The following is a 20,870-nucleotide window of genomic DNA, read 5'->3' as shown; positions in this document are numbered from 1 at the left end:
CTCTGCCGCGAAGGAAGAACGCGAAACGCTGTTCCGCCGCTTCCTGGTCTACAGCGGCCTGGTGGTGGCATTCGGCCCGCTGCTGGCCTGGCTGGTGTTCGTGGTGCCGGGCTGGATGTAACCAGCCAACGGTAGCGCCGGGCGCTGGCCGGCAACCCATGATCGCTGGATGGCTTCATGAGGTTGCCGGCCAGCGGCCGGCACTACCTGGCGTTACACTTTGTGCATGGCCATCGCTCCCGCTCCGCGTACTCCGAAGAAGCGCGCTCCTCTGTACGAAGAGGTGGCCGAACACGTGCGCGAGCGGATCTACGACTACCGCCTGCCACCGGGCGAGTGGATCGACGAACCGGCGCTGTGCGAGGAACTGGGCATCAGCCGCACGCCGCTGCGCGAGGCGCTGAAGCTGCTTGCTGCCGAAGGCCTGGTGCAGATCGATGCGGGTCGTGGCAGCAGGGTCACGCGACTGACGCTGGAAGACCTCAACCAGCTGTTCCCGGTGATGGCGATGCTGGAAGGCCGCTGTGCGCATGAAGCGGTCAAGCACATCGACGACGCCGGCGTGCAGCAACTGGAAGACCTGCACGCGGCAATGGAAACGGCGGCCGCAGACGGCAACATCGCCGAGTACTACCGCAACAACTACCTCATCCACGAAACGGTGCAGCATTACGCCGGCAACCCGTGGCTGATCCGCATCACCCACGACCTGCACCGCATCCTGAAGATGCATCGCGGTCGCCAGCTGCTGGCCCCGGGGCGCACCGCGCAGTCGCTGGCCGAACACCGGGAACTGATGGAGTGCTTCCGCCAGCGCGATGCGGCCGGCGCCGAACGCACGATGGAGCGGCATCTGCTCAGCCAGGGCCAGGCCTTGGCCGCGTACGTGGCGAGCGGCGGATTGTTGAACGTGCCTGCGCCGTTGCCGACCGAAGGCGGAAGCTGAGTTCATGGGGTTGCCGGCCAGCGGCCGGCACTACCAGGGCGAGGCCAGGTCACGGTAGTGCCGGCCGCTGGCCGGCAACCTCGATAGGTCACGTCCGGGTAGTGCCGGCCGCTGGCCGGCAACCTGGAAGGTCTCCTCAATCGCCGCCGCCGCAACTGCCGCCGTCACCGCCTCCACCGCTGTCGCCGCTGCCGCAGTCCGAGCTGCTGTAGCTGTGGTGGCTGTTGCTGTCTCCGGAATAGCCGCCGGAGAAATCGGCGGGCCCACTGCCACTACCATCGGCGCGCGCTGGTGAGCCATCGGCAGTAGCCATTGCCATGCACACGATGGCGCCGACCAGCGGCAGCAGCCACACCACCAGCAGCTGCCCGGCGCGGCTGCTGACGGGAAGGTCGTCGCGCCCCAGCACCACGAAGCTGGCCACGAGGTTCAGCCCCAGCACCAGGGCAATCAGGACGAGGGTCACAGCCAGCATGGCGCAGCTCCTTGCATTGGGATCTTCAGGGTGACGCCATCAGCGCCTGGATCCGGCCGCGTTCCTGCAGCGGCCACTGGAAATCGATCGGGTATACGGGTTGGTGACGATCACGCTTGAGCAGGAAGATCCATTCCCGCCCCATTTCGCGATCGCGGGCCGCCGCCAGCGAATCGTGCCACATGCTCCACAAGGGCACCCGCAGAGTCCCGGGCAGCCCCCCGTTCTCCGGTCGCATGACCTCATTGACCTGAAGCACCAGATGGATCTGGTTGTCCAGACCCGGCCCGGTGAGCGCCTTGACGTCGGTCACTGGCCGGCCAGCACCGTCGACCATCTCCACCGCCAGCACCTTGGCTACAACGATTTCCTCGGCCTCTGCCACCAGCGCCTGCAATGGTCTCGGCGCCGCGGACGTTGCCGACGCCGGTGATGCTCCAGCCAGATACCCCAACGCCAGCCCCCCGACAAGCAACAGCGGTCGTAACGTCATCGGCTCTTTCTCCGTCCCTGGGCCCGCAGACGATACCACCACCGCCAGTTCGCCCTGCCTGTCATGAAGATGGGACAATGTAGGGCGCGCCGGCCTGCCCTCAGGGCCGCCGGCCCCCCGCACCACACGGAAGAAGAAGAACAACAACATGCTGAAAGTCATTTTCGATACCGACCCGGGCGTCGACGACGCCCTGGCCCTGCTGTACCTGCACAAGCACGCCCAGATCGACCTGATCGGCGTCACCACCACCTTCGGCAATGCCTCGGTGGAGTCGACCACGCACAATGCGCTGTACCTGAAGCAGGCCTGGGGCTTTGCCGCCCCGGTCGCGCGCGGTGCCGGTGGCCCGCTGCAGCCGGAAGCCACCCCGGAAGCCTGGCCGGTGCACATCCACGGCCACAACGGCCTGGGCAACCACCCGGTGCCGGCCGAACTGGACGTGACCGCCGACGCGCGCCCCGCCCACCAGCTGATCATCGACCTGGTCCGCGCCCATCCGGGCGAGGTGACTCTGGTCGCCGTGGGCCGCATGACCAACCTGGCCCTGGCCCTGCAGCAGGCACCGGACATCGCCGGCCTGGTGCGCGGCGTGGTGCTGATGGGCGGCGCCTTCCACGTCAACGGCAACATCACCCCGGCCGCCGAGGCCAACATCTGGGGCGATGCCGAAGCGGCCGACGTGGTGTTCACCACCGATTGGCCGGTCACCGCGATCGGCCTGGACGTGACGACCCGCGTGGAAATGGACCGTGACGGCCTGGATAAACTGGCCGCACTCGGCGGCGCCGACGCCGAGCTGGTCCGTGCACTGTCGCAGGACTACGTGGACTTCTACCTGCAGGCCGGCCACAAGGGCATGGTCGTGCACGACTGCTGCGCCTGCATTGCCCTGACCCGTCCGGAGCTGTTCCAGTTCGAGCGTGCCAGCGTGCGCGTGGCCACCGACGGCGTTGCCCGTGGCATGACCATTCCGAAGCCGGAAGGCATGGGCTTCGGCCCCAGCGTGTGGGATGGCCACGTGCTGCAGTCCGTCGCCATCGGCGTGGATGCGGCCGCGGTACTGGCCGACATCGAGCAGACCCTGAAGGTCTGATCGGCTAGCGTCTGGCCCTGCCTGGGACGGTCTCGGGCAGGGTCCACAGCACCGGAAGCACCAGCACTGCCACCAGCGCGATCATCGCGCCCGGTGCCGCCGCCCAGCCGCTGCGTTCCACCCACCATTGCGCCAGCCAAGGCGTCGCGCCGCCGAACACCGCGGTGGCCATGGTCACACCCAGTGCCAACCCGCTGACCCGGCCTTCGCCCGGGAACTGCTCGGCCGTGGCCGGGGCCGCGACCGCACTGACACCACCGGCCACGCAGGCCAGCAGCACGGCGGCCAGCGCGATGCCCAGCGCCGTCGCCTGCGCCATCCACGCGAACAGGGACAGCGGCAGCAGCGCTGCCAGCACGGTCAGGCCCAGCAGCACCGGCCGTCGTCCGACGCGGTCGGACAATGCGCCGCACAGTGGCGTGATCGCGATCACCGCCACTGCCGCAATCGTCGACAGCCACAGCGCATCGGCTTCGTCATGACCCTGCGCATGCAGGAACGACGGCACGTAGGTGATGCCCACGTAGTAGGTGATCGAGCCCAGCGCCGAGATCGCGAAGGTGCGCGCCACTGCTGCGGGATGGTTGCGGAGCACATGCCGCAGCGGCGTGGCGGGAATGCTGCCCTCGCGCTGCTGGCGCTCGAACTCAGGCGATTCACGCATGCCCGACCGCGCAACCAGGATCACCAGTGCCAGCGCGGCACCGAAGAAGAACGGAATGCGCCAGCCCCAGCTGTCCAGCTGCGCGATGGGCAGCAGCGCGACCGTGAGCGCGGAAATCGCCACCGCCAGCAGCGCCCCCACTTCGCTGGCTGCCGACGCCAGCGAGGTCACCAGGCCTCGTCGCCGCACGGGTGCGCTTTCCAGCAGGTAGGCCACCACGCCGGTGTATTCGCCGCCCACCGAAAACGCCATCACGCAGCGCAGTACCAGCAGCAGCACGCCCGCCGTGGTGCCTGCGGTGGCCGCGGTTGGCAGCAGCGCAGTGGCCAGCATTGCCGCCGCCATCAACGCCATCGAAGCCAGCAGCATCCAGCGCCGGCCCAGGCGGTCGCCCAAGTGGCCGAAGCACAGCGCGCCCAGTGGACGCATCAGGTAGGACACCGCGAAGCCGGCAAGCGTGACGAGCAGCGCCTGCTCGCCACCACCGAAGAACACCCGCGACAACACCGTGGCGAAGTACAGGTACAGGGTGAAGTCGTACCACTCCACCACCGTGGACAGGCCGGCCACCCACATCGAGCGCTGCCGCGCCGCGGTCATTGCGTGTTCGCCTTCAACAGCCTCGTTCCCGTGGGTGCAGGTTCCTGGCAGGGTGTCACGACCCGGGTGAAATGCCGGTCATCGGCCATCCATCGGCTGCATGTACTGCGTCTCGTGCCCGGTGAAGCGCTCACCATCAAAGCCAAAGCAGAACCGCCCTTCCTCGAACGCGCGATAGACAAGCAACGCGCCATCCAGGCAGAACTGCTGCCGGTCTACGCCCGTTTCCAGGGTTCCGTAGCGGATGGCGTCTCCGCCCTTCTCCGCTGGCCCGGTGAAGGCATCGATCGGCAATGGCGTGGCGCGTCCGGTGCGGGTGTCGACCAGCACCACCGAGCGCTGGAAGAACCCGGGGCGATCATCGACCTGCACCAGCAGGTAGTGCTGGTTGAAGTTGGGCTTTTCGTTCCTGAGGGCTTCCTCGATGCGCGCCACGTGCTGCGCATCGCAGAAATCGATCGGGCTGTAGCGATAGCTGCATCCGTCGTGGTCGTAGGGCAGGTTCATGCCGGAATAGCTCACGCCTGCCTGGTCGCCCAGGTCGTCTCCCGGTTCCGGCGTGCTGCACAGCAGCCACGAGCGCTGTGCATCCTCGGGATCGGCCATCAATTTCGGCTCGCGTCCCGCCTCGTAGGCCGCACCACCCGGGAAATCCTGCCCGAACTGATGGCGGACAATCGAGCGTGCCCTCTCCAGCGGCAGGCCGATCTTCGCACCACGGAATGAAACGAACGTCATCGTCGGAAGGATCACCTCCTCCACCGGCAATCCTTTCCATTGCCCCCGCACGCAGAACGTGGCGATCTCGTTTTCCTCATCCACCTTGCAGGGTGTCGACGCGTCCTCGGCCAGCCAGGGATGGGCCGGACGCCCAGTCTGATGATCGATGTACCAGCCGTCCAGCGCGCAGGTCGGCAAGGCATCGAGGAGCGGAGAGAGGTCTGTTGCCGTGGCCGGGGCGGCAAGCGATGTGCCCGCTGCGGGTGTCCCGGTCAGCGCATCCGGTGTGCGCTGACATGCGGCCAGCACGAGTAGACCGACCAGCAGCGCGACGTGGCGCGCACGCTGGATTGAATGCTGCGTTCCCTGCATTGCGTGTTTCCTGGTTTCGACACCCGCTAGATGATCGCCGATCCCGAGGCCATGCAGGTGCGTGGATGCATTGACCCCGCCAGTTACCCCGGCAGCTGCAATTCGGCCCGCAGGCCACCGCCCTCACGGTTGTGCAGCCGCAGCGAGCCGCCCAGCGACTGCGCCAGCTGCACGGCGATGGCCAGACCCAGCCCGGTGCCGCCGGTATCGCGGTTGCGTGAGCTTTCCAGCCGATGGAACGGTGCCAGCACCGCCTGCAGCTGGTCCTCCGGGATGCCGGGGCCGCGGTCGGACACGCTGATCCACGGCCGGCCTGCTGCATCGCGCCCCGCCTCGATCTCGGCACTACCGGCGTAGCGCAACGCGTTGTCGACCAGGTTGCCGACCACCCGCCGCAGCGGCTGCGGCCAGGTCTGCACGGTCAGGCCTGTGGGTGCGCCACCACTGACCGCCTTGCCCATGTCTTCATAGTCGCCCACCACGCTGGCCAGGAACGCGCCAAGATCCATCGCCACTGGCGCGCCACTGGCCACGTGGCTGCTGCGCGCGTAGGCCACGCCTTCGCGCACCAGTTGCCCCAGGTGGTCCAGGTCATCCAGCAGGCGCTGCTGGGTGGCATCTTCGGGCAGGGTTTCCACGCGCAGCTTCATGCGCGTGATCGGCGTCTGCAGATCGTGCGAGATGGCCGCCAGAATCTGCAGCCGCTCGCTGACATGGCCACGGATCCGCGCCTGCAGTGCATTGAGCGCGGCTGCGGCCGTGCCCACTTCGGCGGGGCCGTCTTCGGGCAGCATCGGTGCGTCCTTGCCAGGCTGCAGTTGCTCGACGGCGTGCGAGAGCTGCCGCAGCGGGCGCAATGCCAGCCGCACCGCCAGCCAGGCGCATACCAGCAGCAGGGCCAGCTGCACCAGCAGCACGGCCGGCAGCCAGCGCGCCAGCGGCAGGCCCGACGGTGTGACTTCGATGGTCAACGGTGAACCGTCGTGCAGGCGCAGCTCCACTTCAAAACGTTCCGGCAGCCGTGCCACCTGCCGCGCCTGCAGCGGATAGCGGTGTTCCAGACTGTCATCGATGATGGCGGTGACCTGGCGCGCACGATCGGTTTCCAACGCCGGGCCGGCCTGTGCCGGGCGCAACAGGTAACGGTACGTGCGCCGCTCCAACCGCGGCACCCAGGCCTGGCGCTGGTCGGCCGGCAGGTGTTCCAGCAGGGCCACGCTCACTGCTGCATCCTCGTCCAGGTTGCGCAGCATCATGCTGCGGGTGGACTGGTAGCGTTCGTAGAACAACAGGCCGAAGGACAGCGCATGGGCCAGGATCAACCCGCCCAGCAGCACCAGCAGCAGGCGCGCCGACAGCGTGCGCGGCCACGGCAGGCGGCGCGCGCGGGCGTTCATTCCTCCGGCCCCAGCAGCTGCACCGGCACGCTGAACACGTAGCCTTCGCTGCGCACGGTCTTGATGTAGGTGGGCTCACGCGCGTCATCGCCCAGGCGCTGGCGCACGCGGCTGACCAGGAGATCGATGGAACGATCGAACAGTTCTGCATCACGGCCCTGGGTAAGGCTGAGCAGCTGGTCGCGGCTGAGCACACGGTTGGCGTGGTCGAGAAACACGCGCAGCAGGCGGAATTCCGCACCGCTGAGCGGATAGGCGGTGTCCTGCGCATCCAGCAGATGGCGGGCAGTGGTATCCAAGCGCCAGTCGCCGAAGGCCAACTGGCGGCCGGCTTCACTCACCTGCAGGTTCGGCGGCAGCATCTGCGTGCGCCGGATCACCGCATTGATGCGCGCCAGCAGTTCGCGTGAGGAGAACGGCTTGGTCACGTAGTCATCGGCGCCCATTTCAAGGCCGATGATGCGGTCGGTTTCGTCGTCGCGGGCGGTCAGCAGCACCACCGGCACCGCGCGATGCTTGCCGGCACGCAGGTTGCGGCACAGGCTCAACCCGTCCTCGCCGGGCATCATCACGTCCAGCACCACCAGGTCCACCGCGTGGGTGTCCATCAGCGCGCGCATCGCACGGCCGCCATCGGCCTGGCTGACGCGCAGGCCGTTGCGCTGCAGGTAGTCGGCCAGCATCTGGCGGATCTCGCTGTCATCGTCGACGACAAGGATGTGCGGTACGTGGTTCATTGCGTTCTCGATGAAGACGGAGGTCAAGGCCGCGCGGCGCGGCCATGGTAGCGCGGCTCAGGGGCTGGCCAGCAGGCGCTGGATCTCGCTTTCGGTACGTGCGTAATCGCCTTCACCGTAGTGGCGGTAGACCACCCTGCCCTGCCGGTCGACCAGGTAAAGCGCCGGCCAGAAGCGGTTGCCCCAGGCGTTCCAGATCCGGTACTGGTTGTCCTGCACCACCGGCCAGGTGATATCCAGCCGCGCGATGGCCTTGCGCACATTGCCGGGCAGGCCTTCGTAGGCGAACTCCGGAGTATGCACGCCGATCACCTGCAGGCCCTGCCGCGCGTAACGTGCATGCCACTGGTGCACATGCGGTGCCACGTTGAGGCAGTTGCTGCAGGCGTAGGTCCAGAACTCGACCAGCACCACCTGCCCACGCAGTTGATTCAACGCGAGCGGTGGGCTGTTGTGCCAGGGCCCGCCGCCATCGAACCCGGCAGCAGGAGCGGCCTGCGCCGGATGCGCACCGGCCTCCGGGCTGGGCAAGGCCATCAGCAGCGCCGCCCCACCCAGCAGGCCCAGCAGCAACGGCAGTACATACACACGCAGCGCGCCCATCGTTCAGCCTCCCTGCTCGGCCAGCGGCAGTTCGGCCGGCTTCACGCCTGCGGCCTCCAGAATGCTGTCAGCCACCTGAGCCGGGTGCGAGAGCAGCGACACATGGCTGCTGCCGATCGATTGCAGCTGCGCGCCAATGCGCTTTGCGGTGGCCGCCTGCAGTTGCGGCGACAACATGCGGTCGTCACGGCTGAGCACGTACCAGCTCGGCTTGCTGCGCCATGCGGCCACAGTGACGGACTCACCCAGCGCGCTGGCCTTCAATGGCACCTGCGTGCTGTACAACAGTGCAGCGGTCTTCTTCATCACATCCGGTGCGAAGTCCTGGGCGATGGCGTCGGCTGGCAGGGTCAGGTAGCCGTCCTTCTCCTGCAGGCGCGTCAGGCCCGGGCCGACCGGATAGCCCTCGCCCTGCTGTGCCGATGACTGCCCGGCATCCGGTGCGAATGCGGCCACGTACACCAGCGCCTGCACCTTGGGATCGTTGCCCGCTTCGGTGATGACCGTGCCGCCCCAGCTGTGGCCGACCAGCACGACCTTGCCCGGTGCGGCGGCAATCGCGCGACGGGTGGCGGCCACATCGTCGGCCAGCGAGGTGAGCGGGTTCTGCACGGCCACCGCAGGCAGTTTCCAGTCATGCAGGGTGGTGATGACCTTGTTCCAGCTGGAGCCATCGGCGAAGGCACCGTGGACCAGGATGACGGTGGGCGCGGCGCCGGCATCGGCCTCGGCGGCGAATGCCGGCGTCGCGACGCCGGCAAGGGCGAGGGCAGCGGCGAGCAGGGTGGTGCGGATCATGGGTGGCACTCCGGTGTTGGGAGTGGCCATTTCCGCCTGGGGGTGTATCGGCGCTGTTTCGCTGCGAGGCAGAGTTGTACCGGACTGTAGGGCGGCGGCGGATTTCTACAGTTGGATACATTCGGCCGCTGGGCATGGCCCGGCGAACGCCCGACGCGGCGTCTTTGTATCTGACTGTACGAACCCCCTGACACAGCCACAGTCGCTGACAAAACCCCGGGCAACAGCACACGTTGCCGATACCTGCGTGGCTCGGAATGGCCTCCATCGACCACTGGCCCGCAGGACACTCCCATGATCAGCTCCGCTTCTTCCGTGTATACACCCCGCCTGGACGCCGTCGGCCGCTGGCTCTCGCCATTGGCGCTGCGCGCCCTGCTGGCCTGGGAGTTCTTTGAATCGGGCCGCGAGAAGCTGGGCGGACAGAACTGGTTCGCCGACCTGGAAGGGCGTTTCCCGTTCCCGTTCTCCACCCTGCCTGCGTCACTCAACTGGCAGCTGGCCACCTGGCTGGAACTGGTGGGCGCGGTGATGCTGCTGCTGGGCCTGGCCACGCGCTCGGTGGCCTACATCTTCTGGGTGCTGACCCTTGTTGCCATCGCTGCCGTGCACTGGCCGGACCAATGGAACAGCCTGGGTGAGCTGTGGCAGGGCTACGCAATCACCGACCAGGGCTACGGCAACTTCAAGCTGCCGCTGCTGTTCCTGGCCATGCTGCTGCCGCTGATCCTCAACGGCGGCGGTGCACTCAGCCTGGACCGCCTGCTGGCCGGCCCGCAGCGCGCCGCGGCGGGCAACGACGGCCTCGGCTGGGGCGTGAGCCTGATCGCCCTGCTGCTGCCGGTCGCCGCGCTGCTGCCCGGTATCGGTTTCGGTGGCGCACTACTCGGCGGCGCCCTGCTGCTGGGTTACCGACTGCGCCGTCGCCGCAACGCCTGATCCGCTTCACCGCTTCCCGCGCTTCTTCCCTTCGTTTCCGTCGCCTTCAAGCGGCGTCCATCCCGCACGCCCTGCGTGCCCATCCAAGGAGTCATCACCATGTCCGTCTCGACCAAGAACACCGCTGCTTCCCGTCTGCCGCGCATCGGCGCCATCGGCATCGCCCTGGCCGGTGGCCTGCTGCTGGCCGGCCAGGCGGCCGCGATCCAGCCACTGGCCATCGGTGCCGTGGCCATGAGCGCCGCCGCCGAAGGCAAGTGCGGTGAAGGCAAGTGCGGCGCCAACAAGGCCGCCACTGGCAAGCCTGCCGCCACGGCCAAGGTGGCCGAAGGCCAGTGTGGCGAAGGCAAGTGCGGCGACGCTTCGTTTGCCCGCACCGACCGTGACCACGACGGCCGGGTCTCGCGTGCCGAGTTCAACGCCGTGGCGGCCAAGCGCGCCGCTGAATTCGACCGCATCGACACCGACCACGACGGCTACATCAGCGAACAGGAGGCGCACGACTACCTGCGCAGTGTCTACACCGCCAACGGCAAACCGATGCCGAAGGGCCTGTTCTCCCGCGTCAACGACTGATCGTTCCCCCCGGCGCCGCCGCCACGGCGGCGCCACTGCCCTGGAGTACCGTCGCATGCGCTTGCCCCTGCCTTCCGCCAGTGCCGGTCTCGGCTTGCGCCGTGGCCTGATCGATGAACTGCTGGCGATGCCGGCCGATGCCATCGACTTCCTCGAAGTGTCGCCGGACAACTGGATCGGAGTTGGCGGTGCCCACGGCGCCGCGCTGCGCCAGCTGAGTGAGCGCCATCGCCTGACCTGCCACGGCCTGTCGCTGTCGCTGGGAGGGCCGGACCCGCTGGACCGCACCCTGCTGACGCAGACCCGCGCGTTCCTCGACCTGCACCAGGTCCAGCTGTACAGCGAACACCTGAGCTACTGCGCCGCCGGCGGCCATGTCTATGACCTGCTGCCGCTGCCGTTCACCACCGAGGCCGTGCATCACGTTGCCGGTCGCATCCGCCAGGTGCAGGACACACTGGGCCGGCGCATCGCCGTGGAGAACATCTCCTACTACGCCGTGCCAGGCGCGGACATGAGCGAGATCGACTTCATCACTGCAGTGCTGGCCGAGGCCGACTGCGACCTGCTGCTGGACGTCAACAATGTCTTCGTCAACGCCTGCAACAACGGCTACGACGCCTTCGATTTCCTGGCACGCGTGCCGGCGCATCGCGTCGCCTCGCTGCACGTGGCCGGCCACTTCGATGAAGACGATGGCTTCAAGATCGACACCCACGGCGCGCCGGTGAAGGGCGTGGTCTGGGCGCTGCTGGGGGAGGCCTATGCGCGTGTCGGCGTGCGCCCCACCCTGCTGGAGCGCGATTTCAACTTCCCGCCTTTGGCCGAGCTGCTGGCCGAGGTGGAGCAGATCCGCCACGCGCAGGCCGATGTGCTGCCGCCCGAGGTGGCCCATGGCTGAGCCGCTGGCCACCCTGCAGCAGCGCTGGGCCGACCATGTACGCGACCCATCGATGCCCGCGCCTGAGGGCATCGATGCACGGCGGATGGCGGTCTACCGCCGCCTCTGCATCGACAGCCTGGACAGCCTGCTGGCAGGCAGCCTGCCGCGCCTGCAGGCGCAACTGGGTGATGCCTGCTGGCGCGACACCGTGGAGCACTACTACGCGCGGCATGCCTGCCATACCCCGTTGTTCCCGCAGATCGCCGGCGAATTCGCCGCGTGGCTGGGCGTGCAGGCAGACCTCGCGCTGCCGGGCTGGGTGGCGGAACTGGCGCATTACGAAAGCACGCAGCAGGCACTGCACATTGAAGCGCGGCACACCGGGCAGCAGCCATTGCATGCGCCACAGGCAGGCAGCGTGCTGGCGCTGTCTCCACTGGTGCGGGTGCTGGGCTACCAGTGGCCTGTGCATGAGGACGCCGGCCAGAACGGTGCGCCTACCGCGATGCCGACGTTGCTGCTGCTGCGACGCCTGGGTGACTTCAGCCTGCAGGTGCAGGAACTTTCACCGCTGGCATATGCGCTGCTGTCGGCGTTCGGCGATGACGGCGCCCGTGCGGAAGACGCGCTGCAGGTACTGGCCGATCTGCATGGCGTGGCCGCCGACGAACTACGCACAGCCTGCATTCCGCTGCTGGGCGAGCTGTGCGCGGCCGGCGTGCTGGTTGTGCCGAACGACTGTTGAAGGCGCCGGCCAGCGGCCGGTGCCACCCATTTCCTGATTCGAGGTTTGATCATGGCTGCTTCCAACACTTCCTTCCTGCACGGCTGGCGCCTTTTCGTGACCATGGCTGTGGTCCTGATCGCCGTCGCACTGGCGGCGTTCACCCTGCAGCCCGACGTGGTCGAGGGCAGCCACGCGGCGATCCGGGTCACTGCACGCACGTCGTTCCTGCTGTTCCTGGCCGCGTTCACCGCATCGTCGTTCGCCAGCCTGCTGCCCGGCCCGTTCACCCAGCACATGTTGCGCGAGCGGCGCATCATCGGCCTGTCATTCGCGTTCTCGCACCTGCTGCATGCGGTGGCGATCACCGCCTTCGGCATCCTCAACCCCGCGTTCTGGCCGGCACGCTCGGCCTTGGCCAACCTGCCGGGCACGATCGGCTATGTAGCCATCCTCGCCCTGGCCATCACCTCGCATCGTGGCATCGCCCGCCGCATGGGCCCCACCGTGTGGCGTCACCTGCACGTGACCGGCATGTGGATCATCGCCGCAGTGTTCACCTATTCGTACTTCAAGCGCGTGCCCGGCAACTTCTGGTACGCGGTGCCCTCCGCGTTGCTCTTCACCGCTGTCGTGGTGCGTGCGATCGCCAAGCGGGCGCAGTCGCTGCGGCGCAATGCGCATGCGCGGCCACCGCTGCGGAGTTCTTGAGGAGGCGGTTACCTGTAGAGCCGAGCCCATGCTCGGCTGCCCCTGGCTCAGCCGAGCATGGGCCCGGCTCTACAGAGGGATCCCAGCACGATAGGTAGCGAATTCCCTGCGGAAAGGGATATGCCCCACTTCAGGTCACGGGGCGCGGCGCAGCGTGATCAGGGTGATTTCCGAGGACACCCCGATGCGCGCGGGGAATCCGGCCCACAGGCCAGCGCCATTGCTCACGTACAGGGTCATCCCATCCACGTCGTAGCGGCCGGAGACGAAGCCACCATTGGCCCGCTTCACCAATTGGTCCATGCCGATGATCTGCCCCCCGTGGGTATGCCCGGACAACTGCAGTTTGACGCCGCGCGCTGCTGCCGCGCGTGCATTACGCGGGCGGTGATCGAGCAGGATCACGGGCGCGGTGGGATCGGCGCCGGCCAAGGCGGCGTCCAGATCCGGCAGCGGCAGGCCATAACGCGCCGCCACCGGGTCGGTGACACCAGCGATGGTCAGCGCCGCATCACCGCGTCGCACGTGCAGGTGGCTGTTCTCCAGCACCTGCATGTGCAGCGCGCGGAACGCCTGCATCCAGTCCTGGTACTGCGCGTAGTACTCGTGGTTGCCGGTGATGGCAATGACGCCGTCCGGCGCCTGCAGATCGGCCAACGGACGCGCGTCCTCGCGACGGGCCTCGACGCTGCCATCGATAAGATCGCCGGTGATCACGATCAGGTCCGGCTTCAGTGCGTTACTCTCGGCCACCACTCTACGCACCCAGTCGCCGGTCAGCAGACGGCTGGCATGGATGTCGGTCAGCTGCAGCACGCGATAGCCGTCGAACGCCGCTGGCAGCCCGGCAATGCTCACCTCGATCTGCCGGGCATGAGGCACCGCCATGCCCTGGCTGACACCATAACCACTGACCAGCAGCGCCAGCACGCCGGCCGCCGGCCGCAAGCGCCGCGTGCGCAATGCGGCTACCGCACGTGGCCAGCGCAGCAGGCGGGACGCGAGCAGGCCCGCATCCATCGCCAGCATCAGCAACGCCAACAGCAACACCGCCGTGGAGCCGGTAGCCAGCGTGGCGATGGCCAGTTTCGGAATCTCGGGCGAGGCCATCGTGCCCCAGAACGTGGCGATGATACGCAGCTGCACGGCTATGCCCATCAGCAGCAGCGACAGCACGACCTTCTGCCAGGGGGGCATGCGCAGTGGCCAGAACAGGCGCCAGGCCACATACAGGCCCATCAACAAACCGATCGTACTCAGCACTGCAACCATCCAGGAGGGAAAGTGGGGGCCGCCATGGTGACGGCTGCGGGCGGCGTTGTGTAGAGCCGAGCCCATGCTCGGCTTCTCAACATGCAGCCGAGCATGGGCTCGGCTCTACATCAACAGGTGGGTCAGGCCATTCCGTCGAGGCGCTGCACGCGCAGGCGGGCAATGCGGCGCTTCTCCATCGCCAGCACGGTGATGCGCACACCCGCCACCTCCACCACATCGCCGATGTCCGGCAGCCGACCCAACTGCTCCAGCACCAGCCCGGAGATGGTCATGTAGTCGGCACTGCGCGGCAGCGATACGCCGGCCAGCCGCTGCAGGTCGTCCAGAGTCAGCGCACCGTCGGCCTCCCATTGGTCCTCGCCCTGCGCGACCACGCCATAGCGCTCGTCCTGGGTATCGACCAGGTCACCGGCAATGGCCGCCAGCAGGTCGTTGGCGGTCACCAGGCCTTCCACGCTGCCGTACTCGTCCACCGCCACCGCCAACGGCACCGGGTGCTGGCGGATCAGTTCCAGCGCCTGCAGCGCGCTGGCACTGGACAGCACGTACTGCGGCTCGCGCAGGTTGCCCTCCAACTGCAGCGGCCTGCCCTGCAGCAGGTCGGCCAGCAGGTCGCGGCTCTGCACCACGCCACGCAGGCTGTCCAGGTCACCCTCACCCACCAGCAGGCGGGTGTGCGGCGACGCCACCAGGCGTGCCACCACATCCTCCTGCCCACGCGCCAGGTCGATCCACTGCACGTCGGCACGCACCGTCATCACGCTCGACACCGGGCGATCGGCCAGGCCCAGCACGCTGCGGATCATCTCGTGTTCGGCCGGCTGCAAGCGCTCTTCAGCGTCCACCTGCCCGTCCCCCCCTTCATCGTCGTGACCATTGGCCGGGCGCGCGCCCAGCATGCGCAGCACGGCATCGGCGGTGCGCTGGCGGAACGGCAGGCGGCGCTCGTTGCGCTCGCGGTTGAAACGCACCCACTGGTTGAACGCCTCGACCAGGATCGAGAAGGCGATCGCCGCGTACAGGTAGCCCTTGGGGATCTTGTAGCCCAGTCCTTCGGCCACCAGGCTGAAGCCGATCATCAGCAGGAAGCCCAGGCACAGCACCACCACGGTGGGATGTTTGTTGACGAAGCGGGTCAGCGGCTTGCTGGCCAGCAGCATCAGCGCCATGGCGATCGTCACGGCCGCATACATCACGCCCAGGTTGTCGACCATGCCGACCGCGGTGATCACCGAGTCCAGCGAGAACACCGCGTCGAGCACCACGATCTGCGCCACCACCATTGCGAAGCTGGCGTAGACCTTCTTGCCGTCCTCGTGGTGTTCGCGGCCTTCCAGCCGTTCGTGCAGTTCCATGGTGCCCTTGAACAGCAGGAACAGACCACCGCCAAGCAGGATCAGGTCTCGCCCGGAAAAGCTGTGGTCGAACAGCGTCAGCAGCGGCGCGGTCAGTTTCATGATCCAGGCCAGTGCGGCCAACAGCACCAGCCGCATCAGCAAGGCCAGCGCCAGGCCGATCACCCGCGCGCGGTCACGCTGGTGCGGCGGCAGCTTGTCGGCAAGGATCGCGATGAACACCAGGTTGTCGATGCCGAGAACGATCTCCAGCACGACCAGGGTTGCAAGGCCCATCCAGATCGAGGGGTCAGCCAACCATTCCATTTCAGGTCCGTTTCGTCAGTAGATAAGGGAAAAGAGCGACCGCTCAGTCAGCGTCATGTGCCTGCGCCGGGTCGTGCCCGAGCAGGTCACCGGGCGTGCACTGCAGCTCGCGGCAGATCGCATCAAGGGTGGAAAAGCGGATGGCGCGCGCCTTGCCGGTCTTCAGGATCGACAGGTTGGCCAGGGTGATGTCGATGCGCCCGGCCAGCTCGGACAGGGTCATGCCCCTTTCCTGCAGCATGCGGTCCAGGGTAATGACGATTGCCATCAGATGACACCGTCGAGGTCATCGCGCATCGCTGCGCCCACGGCGAAGACGCGCGCCAGCACGAACAGCATCAGCACGGCCACCAAGCCAGTGATCGACATGCCACCGCCGACCTCCATCCAGGTGAAATCCGGGCCCATCCAGGCCGCGTAGGCGCCGATCAGGATCGACAGCAGCTCCATCGCCAGCATCAGCCAGGCCATGCGCTGCAGGCGCTGTGCGTTGGCGTGGGTGAACGGCCGCTCGCGCGCCGCCGACTTCAGCAGCCGCAGCAGGTGGCGCAGGAACATCAGGCACAGCACCAGCAGCGCGACGATCGCGCCCAGGCCCAGGCAGAAATGCAGGAACAGGTCATTGCCATGCGCGGCGACAGCCGCAGCGTCATGCACGCTGTCGAGCAGCCAGCGGCGGTCGTGGGCGACCAGCGGCACGGCCAGCAGCGCGGCCAGGATGCCCAGCCAGCACATCGCCCTGACGGCCTGTACGGCCGCCAGGGCCAGGGTGAACAAGCCTCGCGCGGGTCTGGCGCGGGCGGGACGAGCGGTCAAGCGGCCTCCGGCATTGGGGTGGCCTCGCCGCCCCGGGGTGGATTTATCGATAAACGATATATCACATGCCGCGTGAAAGGCTGAATCGCGAGCGTCGCCCCTGTCAGGGCCCAGGTGCGTCCTGTGCCTGCATCGCTTCGCCAGGGGCGGCCGAGGCCATGGCCTGCACCCCGGCTTCGGCCGCCTGCCGCGTGACCAGGCGGAAGCGCACCTGTAGTTTGCCCTGTCCCGGCGTAGCCCAGCCGTACTGGATGGCCACCTGATCGGCCGACAGTGGCCCACGCCCTGGCAGCGACCGTACCTGCAACGGCTTCGGTGCGGCCTGCACCAACCGGGCAAACCCCTTCTGCACCACCGCCGCGTCGGCCTTCTCGGCGTAGACCGTACACGTTCCATCGTCAGCCCAGCTCACCGCATAGCGGCCACTGGCCAGCGGCACCATCCACGCCACGCCCGATTGCCCCTGCAACAGCGTGGCGGCTTCGGCCGGCTGCAGCGGCGACAGCCCATTGGATTCCATCAGCGACTGCAACCGCGCCGGGGCCCCGATGTGCTGCATGCAGGCGGTATCGAACAGCTCGCTGAAGGGATCCTGCGCCGGGGCCTTGGCCTTGGGCGCACGCGCGGGTTGCGCCACCACCAGTGTGGGCAGCAGGGCCAAAGCCAGCCAGAAGAACGCAGGACGCATCGGGATTCCACGCTACGGAAAACAGCGGGGAGGATGGCAAAGGCCTGGCGCGCCGCGCAATGGCCGCGATGGCCGCCAGCCTCCCGCTGCCGGGTCAGACGGCCATTTCGCCCTGGTCCTCGCCATCCCAATAGTGGATGCGGCTGGCGCGCACGTGAATCAGCACCAGCCCCGGTGTATCCACGCCCTGCTCGAACCAGCGCTCAAGATCCTTCACCCAGTGCTCGCGCATCACAGCGCGATCGCGCACCAGCGCCGCCCTTCCCTGCACGTGCACGAACAACGGCGGCTTTCCCAGCAGCGACTTGCTGCCGGAAAAACCCAGCGCAACGGCGGGGTCAGCCTCAATCTCGTGCACCATGTCGGTGTCTTCCGTGGTGAAGAACCAGCTGTCACCGTCGTAGTCCACGTCACCGTTGTTGCTCATCGGACGACCGGCAATTTCTCCGCCGGCGCGGGTCTGCAGCATGGTGAAATCGATGTCGGCCATCTTCCTGGCCAGTTCGGGCAGGGTGAGCTGGGTCATGGTGTCGTCCTTCATCAAGTGGAATCCCAGCGTCTGCGCAGAGCGGTGACCGAAGCGTGGAAGGTCCATGGCGACTTCTTCACAGAAAACGAGATAGGGCGCGTGGCGCGTGCGTGACGCGCTGCTCACCACACCACCTGCGCTTGCAGCAGGTGCACGCCCCGTCGCGCGTCGGGCGATCCTGCAGACGCTGCGACGGGTGCATGCACGCATTGGCTGACGCGTGCCATCAGCGCGTGATGCGACCGCCACCCGCCACCCGTACCCGGTCACGCCCCTGTGCCTTGGCCTGGTACATGGCCGCATCGGCGGCACGCAGCAGGCTGCGCCAGCCCAGCGCATCGGTGCCGCCCTTGGCCACCCCGAAACTGGCGGTCACGCGCAGCACGATGCCCCCGGCCAGCGCGATGTCCATCTGCTGAAGCGCCAATCGCAATGATTCAGCCAGCTGGCGCCCGCCGGCCAGATCACCGTCGGCCAGCAGCACCAGGAACTCCTCGCCACCATAGCGGGCGATGTTGTCGCTGCGCCGCAGGTGGTGCCGCAGCAACTGCGCCACCTGCACCAGCACTTCGTCGCCGGCTTCATGGCCATGGCCATCGTTGATGGCCTTGAAGCGATCCACGTCCAGCAGGATCACCACGGCGCTTGCCTCGCCCCCCGCATGTCTCCGCTGCACCACCTCATCCAGCGCGCGCCGATTCAACAGCCCGGTCAGTTGGTCGGTACCGGCCAGCTGGCGCAGCTCGCTGGTCAACGCCGAACGCTCGCGCGATTTCTCGCGCAGCACTTCGATGGCATCGAACAGGCGCTGCATCTCGGCCAGCGGGTGGGTGACATTCTCCTCCGGACCGGGGGTATCCGAGGCAAGCTGGATCACCTGCTGCTGCGCCTGCAGCAGTGGCTGCAGGATCTGCAGGTGGGCAATGCGCAGGGCCATGCCCAGCACCACCAGCGTGCCCAGCGCGGTAGCCACCAGCACGGCCAGGCGCATGGTCTCACGGTTGCGACTGCGTTCGAAGCGGGCGATGGACACGCTCAGGTAGCCATCGCGCAGCGCCTCCAGCGACTGCAGGGTCGGCACGTAGCGATTGGTGAACGCGGCGGCGGTCCACGACGGCGGCACGCCACGGCGGCCATCCTCGATCAGCTGCTCGATCATCGGCAGTGACTCACCGAAGAGCTGCCGCCGCGCCATGTCCCAGTGCCAGGACAATTCCGGGTCGCTGCGGAACACCGACTCGTGGCTGCTCGCCAACCGCCACAGCTCCAGCAGGCGGCCCTCGGTCTGCAGCGCAGCGCGCACCTGTTCCTCGCGCCACGCCCCCGGTACCGCCACCGGCGCCATCACGTTCGAGGCCAGGCGGCCACCATGCTCGCGAAGATCGAACAACAGCTGGCCCTGCATTGCCGGAATCGCCGCCTCACGGTCGGCACTGACCAGCGCGTTGATCTGCGCCGAGGTCAGCAGATGCAGGCGATCAACCACCGCGAACATGCCGCTGATCGCAAGCTCCACCTCCTCCACACGGCGTGCGTCATGCGGTTGCGCCGCGACATGATCGACCGCAGCCCGCGCCGACTTCAGGCGACGCTGCGCGCTGGCCAGCAGGCGATGCTCGTCGTACACGCCCGGGTCATCCTTGAACACGGTCTCCAGCTGCAGCATGGCGGTGTCGACCCGCTTGCGCGCGGCCGCCAGCTGCGCAGCCAGCCGTGCCTGTTCGGCGGCATCGGCCGGGTCAGCCCCCAGCAGGCTGTTGGCCGGGCCTCGCTCGGCCGAAGCCAGGTTGGCAAGATCGAAGGTCTGCCGCAGCTGCCGCAGGCTGGCCAGGTTGCCTTCGGCGTCGGTGTAGCGCAGTGTTCCCTGGACCAGGGCGATGGCCATCAACGGCAACGTGCACACGACAAACAGCCCAGCCAGGATCCAGACCCAGGTCCGCAACCTGATGGGCGATACCTTGCCGGCCATGCAGAATTCCCCTGAAGTGCGGCTCACTGTAGCGACCGGCTCCGGCGGCGCCAAGCCAGTGCCGCCCGATCCGCGAGGGGGGATATAGCGCAGCGCGCGCGAACGCGCCGACAATGCCGGCGCCCCGACGCCAGCCGATCAGATGCGACAGGTTACGCCGGGTCAGATCCAGCGCTGGTCGACCAGTTCGCGCTTCACGTAGGCATAGAACACCGGCGCCGCCACCAGGCCGGGCAGGCCGAACGCCGCCTCCATCACCAGCATGGCCAGCAGCAGCTCCCAGGCGCGGGCCTGGATTTCACCGCCGACGATGCGCGCATTGAGGAAGTACTCCAGCTTGTGGATCACGATCAGGTACAGCAGCGCCGCCACTGCCACGTAGAACGAGACAGACAGCGCAACGATGGTGATGATCGTGTTGGAAATGATGTTGCCCACCACCGGCAGCAGGCCGGCGACGAAGGTGATCAACACCAGGGTCTTGGACAGCGGCAGGTGCACACCGAACAGCGGCAGCACGCCCAGCAGGAAGATCGCGGTGAATACGGTGTTGAGCAGCGAGATCTTCACCTGTGCGAACACCACCTGGCGGAATGCGGTGGCCAGGCGGCTGGTGCGCCCGATCAGCTCCTGCGCCAACGGCCCCATCTTGGGCACGGGAAGTTCGTCGTACAGCGCGATCATCGCACCCAGCACCATGCCGATCAGCACGCGCACGCCCACCTGCACCACCGAGGTACCGGCCACGCCAAGCTGGCGCTGGTGCTCGGCGGCCCAGTCGTTCAGCGCCGCGCGCAGCGCCGGCATGTCTTCGGGAATGTAGGGTTGCAGCAGCGCCGGCACCTGGTGCCGCGAGGTGTTGAGGATCTCCATCAGGCGCGCCAGCAGCGCGTCCGGGCCGCCGGTCTCATTGCGGAAGAACGAGGCCACGCCGATGCCGGCCAATACCAGCGCGCTGATGATGATGGCCGACAATACGATCACCGCGATCGCCCGCGCTCGTCCCGGCGGCAGCTTGCCTTCCACGGTGGAGGCCAGCACGTGGGTCAGCTGGAACACCAGCAGCCCCGACAGCAGGGTCACCACCAGGCCCAGCTTCAACGCCAGCCACATGCCCAGCAACATCATCAACCACGCCGCGATCCGCGCAACGGGGGGCTTGGGCTGTGCAACGAGGGCGTCTTGCATGGGCGGTGCG

Annotated in this window: 24 protein-coding genes; 8 read left to right on the top strand and 16 right to left on the bottom strand. The window is 67.5% G+C overall.

Translation table 11 applies throughout. The features are described 5' to 3' along the window. Positions 1 to 226 precede the first annotated feature (226 nt). The gene (locus AC5P8C_RS18990; RefSeq protein ID WP_071305648.1) at positions 227 to 946 is read left to right on the top strand and encodes a GntR family transcriptional regulator; all 720 of its coding nucleotides are present in this window, start codon (positions 227 to 229) and stop codon (positions 944 to 946) included. A gap of 136 nt (positions 947 to 1,082) precedes the next feature. On the opposite strand, the gene AC5P8C_RS18985 is transcribed toward AC5P8C_RS18990, so the two are convergent. After that, on the bottom strand, positions 1,083 to 1,421 hold the full coding sequence (locus AC5P8C_RS18985; RefSeq protein ID WP_071305647.1) for a hypothetical protein: 339 nt from the start codon (positions 1,419 to 1,421) through the stop codon (positions 1,083 to 1,085). 25 nt (positions 1,422 to 1,446) lie between these two features. Next, on the bottom strand, positions 1,447 to 2,064 hold the full coding sequence (locus AC5P8C_RS18980) for a hypothetical protein (RefSeq protein ID WP_071305646.1): 618 nt from the start codon (positions 2,062 to 2,064) through the stop codon (positions 1,447 to 1,449). Here AC5P8C_RS18980 and AC5P8C_RS18975 point away from each other — a divergent pair. Next, on the top strand, positions 2,063 to 3,010 hold the full coding sequence (locus AC5P8C_RS18975) for a nucleoside hydrolase (protein WP_049413510.1): 948 nt from the start codon (positions 2,063 to 2,065) through the stop codon (positions 3,008 to 3,010). The two genes, AC5P8C_RS18980 and AC5P8C_RS18975, sit on opposite strands and share 2 nt — an antisense overlap. A gap of 4 nt (positions 3,011 to 3,014) precedes the next feature. On the opposite strand, the gene AC5P8C_RS18970 is transcribed toward AC5P8C_RS18975, so the two are convergent. The 6 genes from AC5P8C_RS18970 to AC5P8C_RS18945 all read right to left on the bottom strand — a co-directional run bounded on the left by AC5P8C_RS18970 (position 3,015) and on the right by AC5P8C_RS18945 (position 8,901). Then, complete coding sequence (locus AC5P8C_RS18970; protein ID WP_019336973.1) at positions 3,015 to 4,274, bottom strand: MFS transporter; 1,260 nt, start codon at positions 4,272 to 4,274, stop codon at positions 3,015 to 3,017. A gap of 78 nt (positions 4,275 to 4,352) precedes the next feature. After that, on the bottom strand, positions 4,353 to 5,366 hold the full coding sequence (locus AC5P8C_RS18965; RefSeq protein ID WP_019336972.1) for a hypothetical protein: 1,014 nt from the start codon (positions 5,364 to 5,366) through the stop codon (positions 4,353 to 4,355). 83 nt (positions 5,367 to 5,449) lie between these two features. Then, entirely contained in the window at positions 5,450 to 6,763 is a 1,314-nt protein-coding gene (locus tag AC5P8C_RS18960; protein WP_010483435.1) for a sensor histidine kinase, read from the bottom strand. Next, the gene (locus AC5P8C_RS18955) at positions 6,760 to 7,500 is read right to left on the bottom strand and encodes a response regulator (RefSeq protein WP_010483437.1); all 741 of its coding nucleotides are present in this window, start codon (positions 7,498 to 7,500) and stop codon (positions 6,760 to 6,762) included. Before AC5P8C_RS18955 ends, AC5P8C_RS18960 begins: the two co-directional genes overlap by 4 nt. A 57-nt stretch (positions 7,501 to 7,557) precedes the next feature. Further along, positions 7,558 to 8,103: a redoxin family protein gene (locus tag AC5P8C_RS18950; RefSeq protein WP_019336971.1), complete on the bottom strand. Its 546-nt coding sequence runs from the start codon at positions 8,101 to 8,103 to the stop codon at positions 7,558 to 7,560. 3 nt (positions 8,104 to 8,106) lie between these two features. Beyond that, positions 8,107 to 8,901: an alpha/beta fold hydrolase gene (locus AC5P8C_RS18945; RefSeq protein WP_010483441.1), complete on the bottom strand. Its 795-nt coding sequence runs from the start codon at positions 8,899 to 8,901 to the stop codon at positions 8,107 to 8,109. A 294-nt stretch (positions 8,902 to 9,195) separates the two neighbouring features. On the opposite strand from AC5P8C_RS18945, the gene AC5P8C_RS18940 reads away from it, so the two are divergent. From AC5P8C_RS18940 to AC5P8C_RS18920, 5 genes are all read left to right on the top strand, one after another. Next, complete coding sequence (locus tag AC5P8C_RS18940) at positions 9,196 to 9,840, top strand: HvfX family Cu-binding RiPP maturation protein (RefSeq protein ID WP_010483443.1); 645 nt, start codon at positions 9,196 to 9,198, stop codon at positions 9,838 to 9,840. 99 nt (positions 9,841 to 9,939) lie between these two features. Next, positions 9,940 to 10,416 carry an HvfA family oxazolone/thioamide-modified RiPP metallophore gene (locus AC5P8C_RS18935; RefSeq protein WP_495219239.1) on the top strand — a complete coding sequence of 159 codons (477 nt, stop codon included), beginning with the start codon at positions 9,940 to 9,942 and terminating at the stop codon, positions 10,414 to 10,416. A gap of 55 nt (positions 10,417 to 10,471) precedes the next feature. Further along, positions 10,472 to 11,317, top strand: a complete 846-nt coding sequence (locus tag AC5P8C_RS18930; RefSeq protein WP_010483448.1) for an HvfB family MNIO-type RiPP peptide maturase — start codon at positions 10,472 to 10,474, stop codon at positions 11,315 to 11,317. Next, positions 11,310 to 12,044: an HvfC family RiPP maturation protein gene (locus AC5P8C_RS18925; RefSeq protein ID WP_478414020.1), complete on the top strand. Its 735-nt coding sequence runs from the start codon at positions 11,310 to 11,312 to the stop codon at positions 12,042 to 12,044. The genes AC5P8C_RS18930 and AC5P8C_RS18925 overlap by 8 nt, the downstream gene beginning before the upstream one ends. A 51-nt stretch (positions 12,045 to 12,095) precedes the next feature. Then, the gene (locus AC5P8C_RS18920; protein WP_233653120.1) at positions 12,096 to 12,734 is read left to right on the top strand and encodes a ferric reductase-like transmembrane domain-containing protein; all 639 of its coding nucleotides are present in this window, start codon (positions 12,096 to 12,098) and stop codon (positions 12,732 to 12,734) included. A gap of 135 nt (positions 12,735 to 12,869) precedes the next feature. On the opposite strand, the gene AC5P8C_RS18915 is transcribed toward AC5P8C_RS18920, so the two are convergent. From AC5P8C_RS18915 to AC5P8C_RS18885, 7 genes are all read right to left on the bottom strand, one after another. Beyond that, the gene (locus AC5P8C_RS18915; RefSeq protein WP_495219237.1) at positions 12,870 to 14,006 is read right to left on the bottom strand and encodes a metallophosphoesterase; all 1,137 of its coding nucleotides are present in this window, start codon (positions 14,004 to 14,006) and stop codon (positions 12,870 to 12,872) included. A 122-nt stretch (positions 14,007 to 14,128) separates the two neighbouring features. After that, the gene (locus AC5P8C_RS18910; RefSeq protein WP_495219236.1) at positions 14,129 to 15,670 is read right to left on the bottom strand and encodes a TerC family protein; all 1,542 of its coding nucleotides are present in this window, start codon (positions 15,668 to 15,670) and stop codon (positions 14,129 to 14,131) included. 43 nt (positions 15,671 to 15,713) lie between these two features. After that, positions 15,714 to 15,938, bottom strand: a complete 225-nt coding sequence (locus AC5P8C_RS18905) for a helix-turn-helix domain-containing protein (RefSeq protein WP_019659355.1) — start codon at positions 15,936 to 15,938, stop codon at positions 15,714 to 15,716. Then, on the bottom strand, positions 15,938 to 16,405 hold the full coding sequence (locus AC5P8C_RS18900; RefSeq protein ID WP_026346953.1) for a DUF2975 domain-containing protein: 468 nt from the start codon (positions 16,403 to 16,405) through the stop codon (positions 15,938 to 15,940). Before AC5P8C_RS18900 ends, AC5P8C_RS18905 begins: the two co-directional genes overlap by 1 nt. 184 nt (positions 16,406 to 16,589) lie before the next feature. Next, on the bottom strand, positions 16,590 to 17,174 hold the full coding sequence (locus AC5P8C_RS18895) for an NMCC_0638 family (lipo)protein (RefSeq protein WP_019659357.1): 585 nt from the start codon (positions 17,172 to 17,174) through the stop codon (positions 16,590 to 16,592). A gap of 94 nt (positions 17,175 to 17,268) precedes the next feature. Next, positions 17,269 to 17,700: a pyridoxamine 5'-phosphate oxidase family protein gene (locus tag AC5P8C_RS18890; RefSeq protein WP_026346954.1), complete on the bottom strand. Its 432-nt coding sequence runs from the start codon at positions 17,698 to 17,700 to the stop codon at positions 17,269 to 17,271. A gap of 229 nt (positions 17,701 to 17,929) precedes the next feature. After that, positions 17,930 to 19,588, bottom strand: coding sequence for a GGDEF domain-containing protein (locus AC5P8C_RS18885; RefSeq protein WP_233653123.1), 1,659 nt, complete (start codon positions 19,586 to 19,588; stop codon positions 17,930 to 17,932). Here AC5P8C_RS18885 and AC5P8C_RS18880 point away from each other — a divergent pair. Beyond that, complete coding sequence (locus AC5P8C_RS18880; protein ID WP_227851995.1) at positions 19,581 to 19,760, top strand: hypothetical protein; 180 nt, start codon at positions 19,581 to 19,583, stop codon at positions 19,758 to 19,760. The genes AC5P8C_RS18885 and AC5P8C_RS18880 overlap by 8 nt on opposite strands. Positions 19,761 to 19,834: 74 nt before the next feature. On the opposite strand, the gene AC5P8C_RS18875 is transcribed toward AC5P8C_RS18880, so the two are convergent. Continuing rightward, positions 19,835 to 20,860 (bottom strand): AI-2E family transporter, encoded by a 1,026-nt coding sequence (locus AC5P8C_RS18875; RefSeq protein ID WP_019659360.1) that lies wholly within the window; start codon positions 20,858 to 20,860, stop codon positions 19,835 to 19,837. Positions 20,861 to 20,870 lie beyond the last annotated feature (10 nt).

This window comes from Stenotrophomonas sp. YJH_SMC_46 (assembly GCF_059370315.1).
This window is presented reverse-complemented; position numbering and strand designations above follow the sequence as displayed.

What these genes read in the sequence shown, in the direction of transcription:
- AC5P8C_RS18990 (WP_071305648.1), top strand. Translation starts at nt 227, where the DNA reads ATGGCCATCGCTCCCGCTCCGCGTACTCCGAAGAAGCGCGCTCCTCTG.
- AC5P8C_RS18985 (WP_071305647.1), bottom strand. Translation starts at nt 1,421, where the DNA reads ATGCTGGCTGTGACCCTCGTCCTGATTGCCCTGGTGCTGGGGCTGAAC.
- AC5P8C_RS18975 (WP_049413510.1), top strand. Translation starts at nt 2,063, where the DNA reads ATGCTGAAAGTCATTTTCGATACCGACCCGGGCGTCGACGACGCCCTG.
- AC5P8C_RS18980 (WP_071305646.1), bottom strand. Translation starts at nt 2,064, where the DNA reads ATGTTGTTGTTCTTCTTCTTCCGTGTGGTGCGGGGGGCCGGCGGCCCT.
- AC5P8C_RS18970 (WP_019336973.1), bottom strand. Translation starts at nt 4,274, where the DNA reads ATGACCGCGGCGCGGCAGCGCTCGATGTGGGTGGCCGGCCTGTCCACG.
- AC5P8C_RS18965 (WP_019336972.1), bottom strand. Translation starts at nt 5,366, where the DNA reads ATGCAGGGAACGCAGCATTCAATCCAGCGTGCGCGCCACGTCGCGCTG.
- AC5P8C_RS18960 (WP_010483435.1), bottom strand. Translation starts at nt 6,763, where the DNA reads ATGAACGCCCGCGCGCGCCGCCTGCCGTGGCCGCGCACGCTGTCGGCG.
- AC5P8C_RS18955 (WP_010483437.1), bottom strand. Translation starts at nt 7,500, where the DNA reads ATGAACCACGTACCGCACATCCTTGTCGTCGACGATGACAGCGAGATC.
- AC5P8C_RS18950 (WP_019336971.1), bottom strand. Translation starts at nt 8,103, where the DNA reads ATGGGCGCGCTGCGTGTGTATGTACTGCCGTTGCTGCTGGGCCTGCTG.
- AC5P8C_RS18945 (WP_010483441.1), bottom strand. Translation starts at nt 8,901, where the DNA reads ATGATCCGCACCACCCTGCTCGCCGCTGCCCTCGCCCTTGCCGGCGTC.
- AC5P8C_RS18940 (WP_010483443.1), top strand. Translation starts at nt 9,196, where the DNA reads ATGATCAGCTCCGCTTCTTCCGTGTATACACCCCGCCTGGACGCCGTC.
- AC5P8C_RS18935 (WP_495219239.1), top strand. Translation starts at nt 9,940, where the DNA reads ATGTCCGTCTCGACCAAGAACACCGCTGCTTCCCGTCTGCCGCGCATC.
- AC5P8C_RS18930 (WP_010483448.1), top strand. Translation starts at nt 10,472, where the DNA reads ATGCGCTTGCCCCTGCCTTCCGCCAGTGCCGGTCTCGGCTTGCGCCGT.
- AC5P8C_RS18925 (WP_478414020.1), top strand. Translation starts at nt 11,310, where the DNA reads ATGGCTGAGCCGCTGGCCACCCTGCAGCAGCGCTGGGCCGACCATGTA.
- AC5P8C_RS18920 (WP_233653120.1), top strand. Translation starts at nt 12,096, where the DNA reads ATGGCTGCTTCCAACACTTCCTTCCTGCACGGCTGGCGCCTTTTCGTG.
- AC5P8C_RS18915 (WP_495219237.1), bottom strand. Translation starts at nt 14,006, where the DNA reads ATGGTTGCAGTGCTGAGTACGATCGGTTTGTTGATGGGCCTGTATGTG.
- AC5P8C_RS18910 (WP_495219236.1), bottom strand. Translation starts at nt 15,670, where the DNA reads ATGGAATGGTTGGCTGACCCCTCGATCTGGATGGGCCTTGCAACCCTG.
- AC5P8C_RS18905 (WP_019659355.1), bottom strand. Translation starts at nt 15,938, where the DNA reads ATGGCAATCGTCATTACCCTGGACCGCATGCTGCAGGAAAGGGGCATG.
- AC5P8C_RS18900 (WP_026346953.1), bottom strand. Translation starts at nt 16,405, where the DNA reads ATGTGCTGGCTGGGCATCCTGGCCGCGCTGCTGGCCGTGCCGCTGGTC.
- AC5P8C_RS18895 (WP_019659357.1), bottom strand. Translation starts at nt 17,174, where the DNA reads ATGCGTCCTGCGTTCTTCTGGCTGGCTTTGGCCCTGCTGCCCACACTG.
- AC5P8C_RS18890 (WP_026346954.1), bottom strand. Translation starts at nt 17,700, where the DNA reads ATGACCCAGCTCACCCTGCCCGAACTGGCCAGGAAGATGGCCGACATC.
- AC5P8C_RS18880 (WP_227851995.1), top strand. Translation starts at nt 19,581, where the DNA reads ATGGCCATCAACGGCAACGTGCACACGACAAACAGCCCAGCCAGGATC.
- AC5P8C_RS18885 (WP_233653123.1), bottom strand. Translation starts at nt 19,588, where the DNA reads ATGGCCATCGCCCTGGTCCAGGGAACACTGCGCTACACCGACGCCGAA.
- AC5P8C_RS18875 (WP_019659360.1), bottom strand. Translation starts at nt 20,860, where the DNA reads ATGCAAGACGCCCTCGTTGCACAGCCCAAGCCCCCCGTTGCGCGGATC.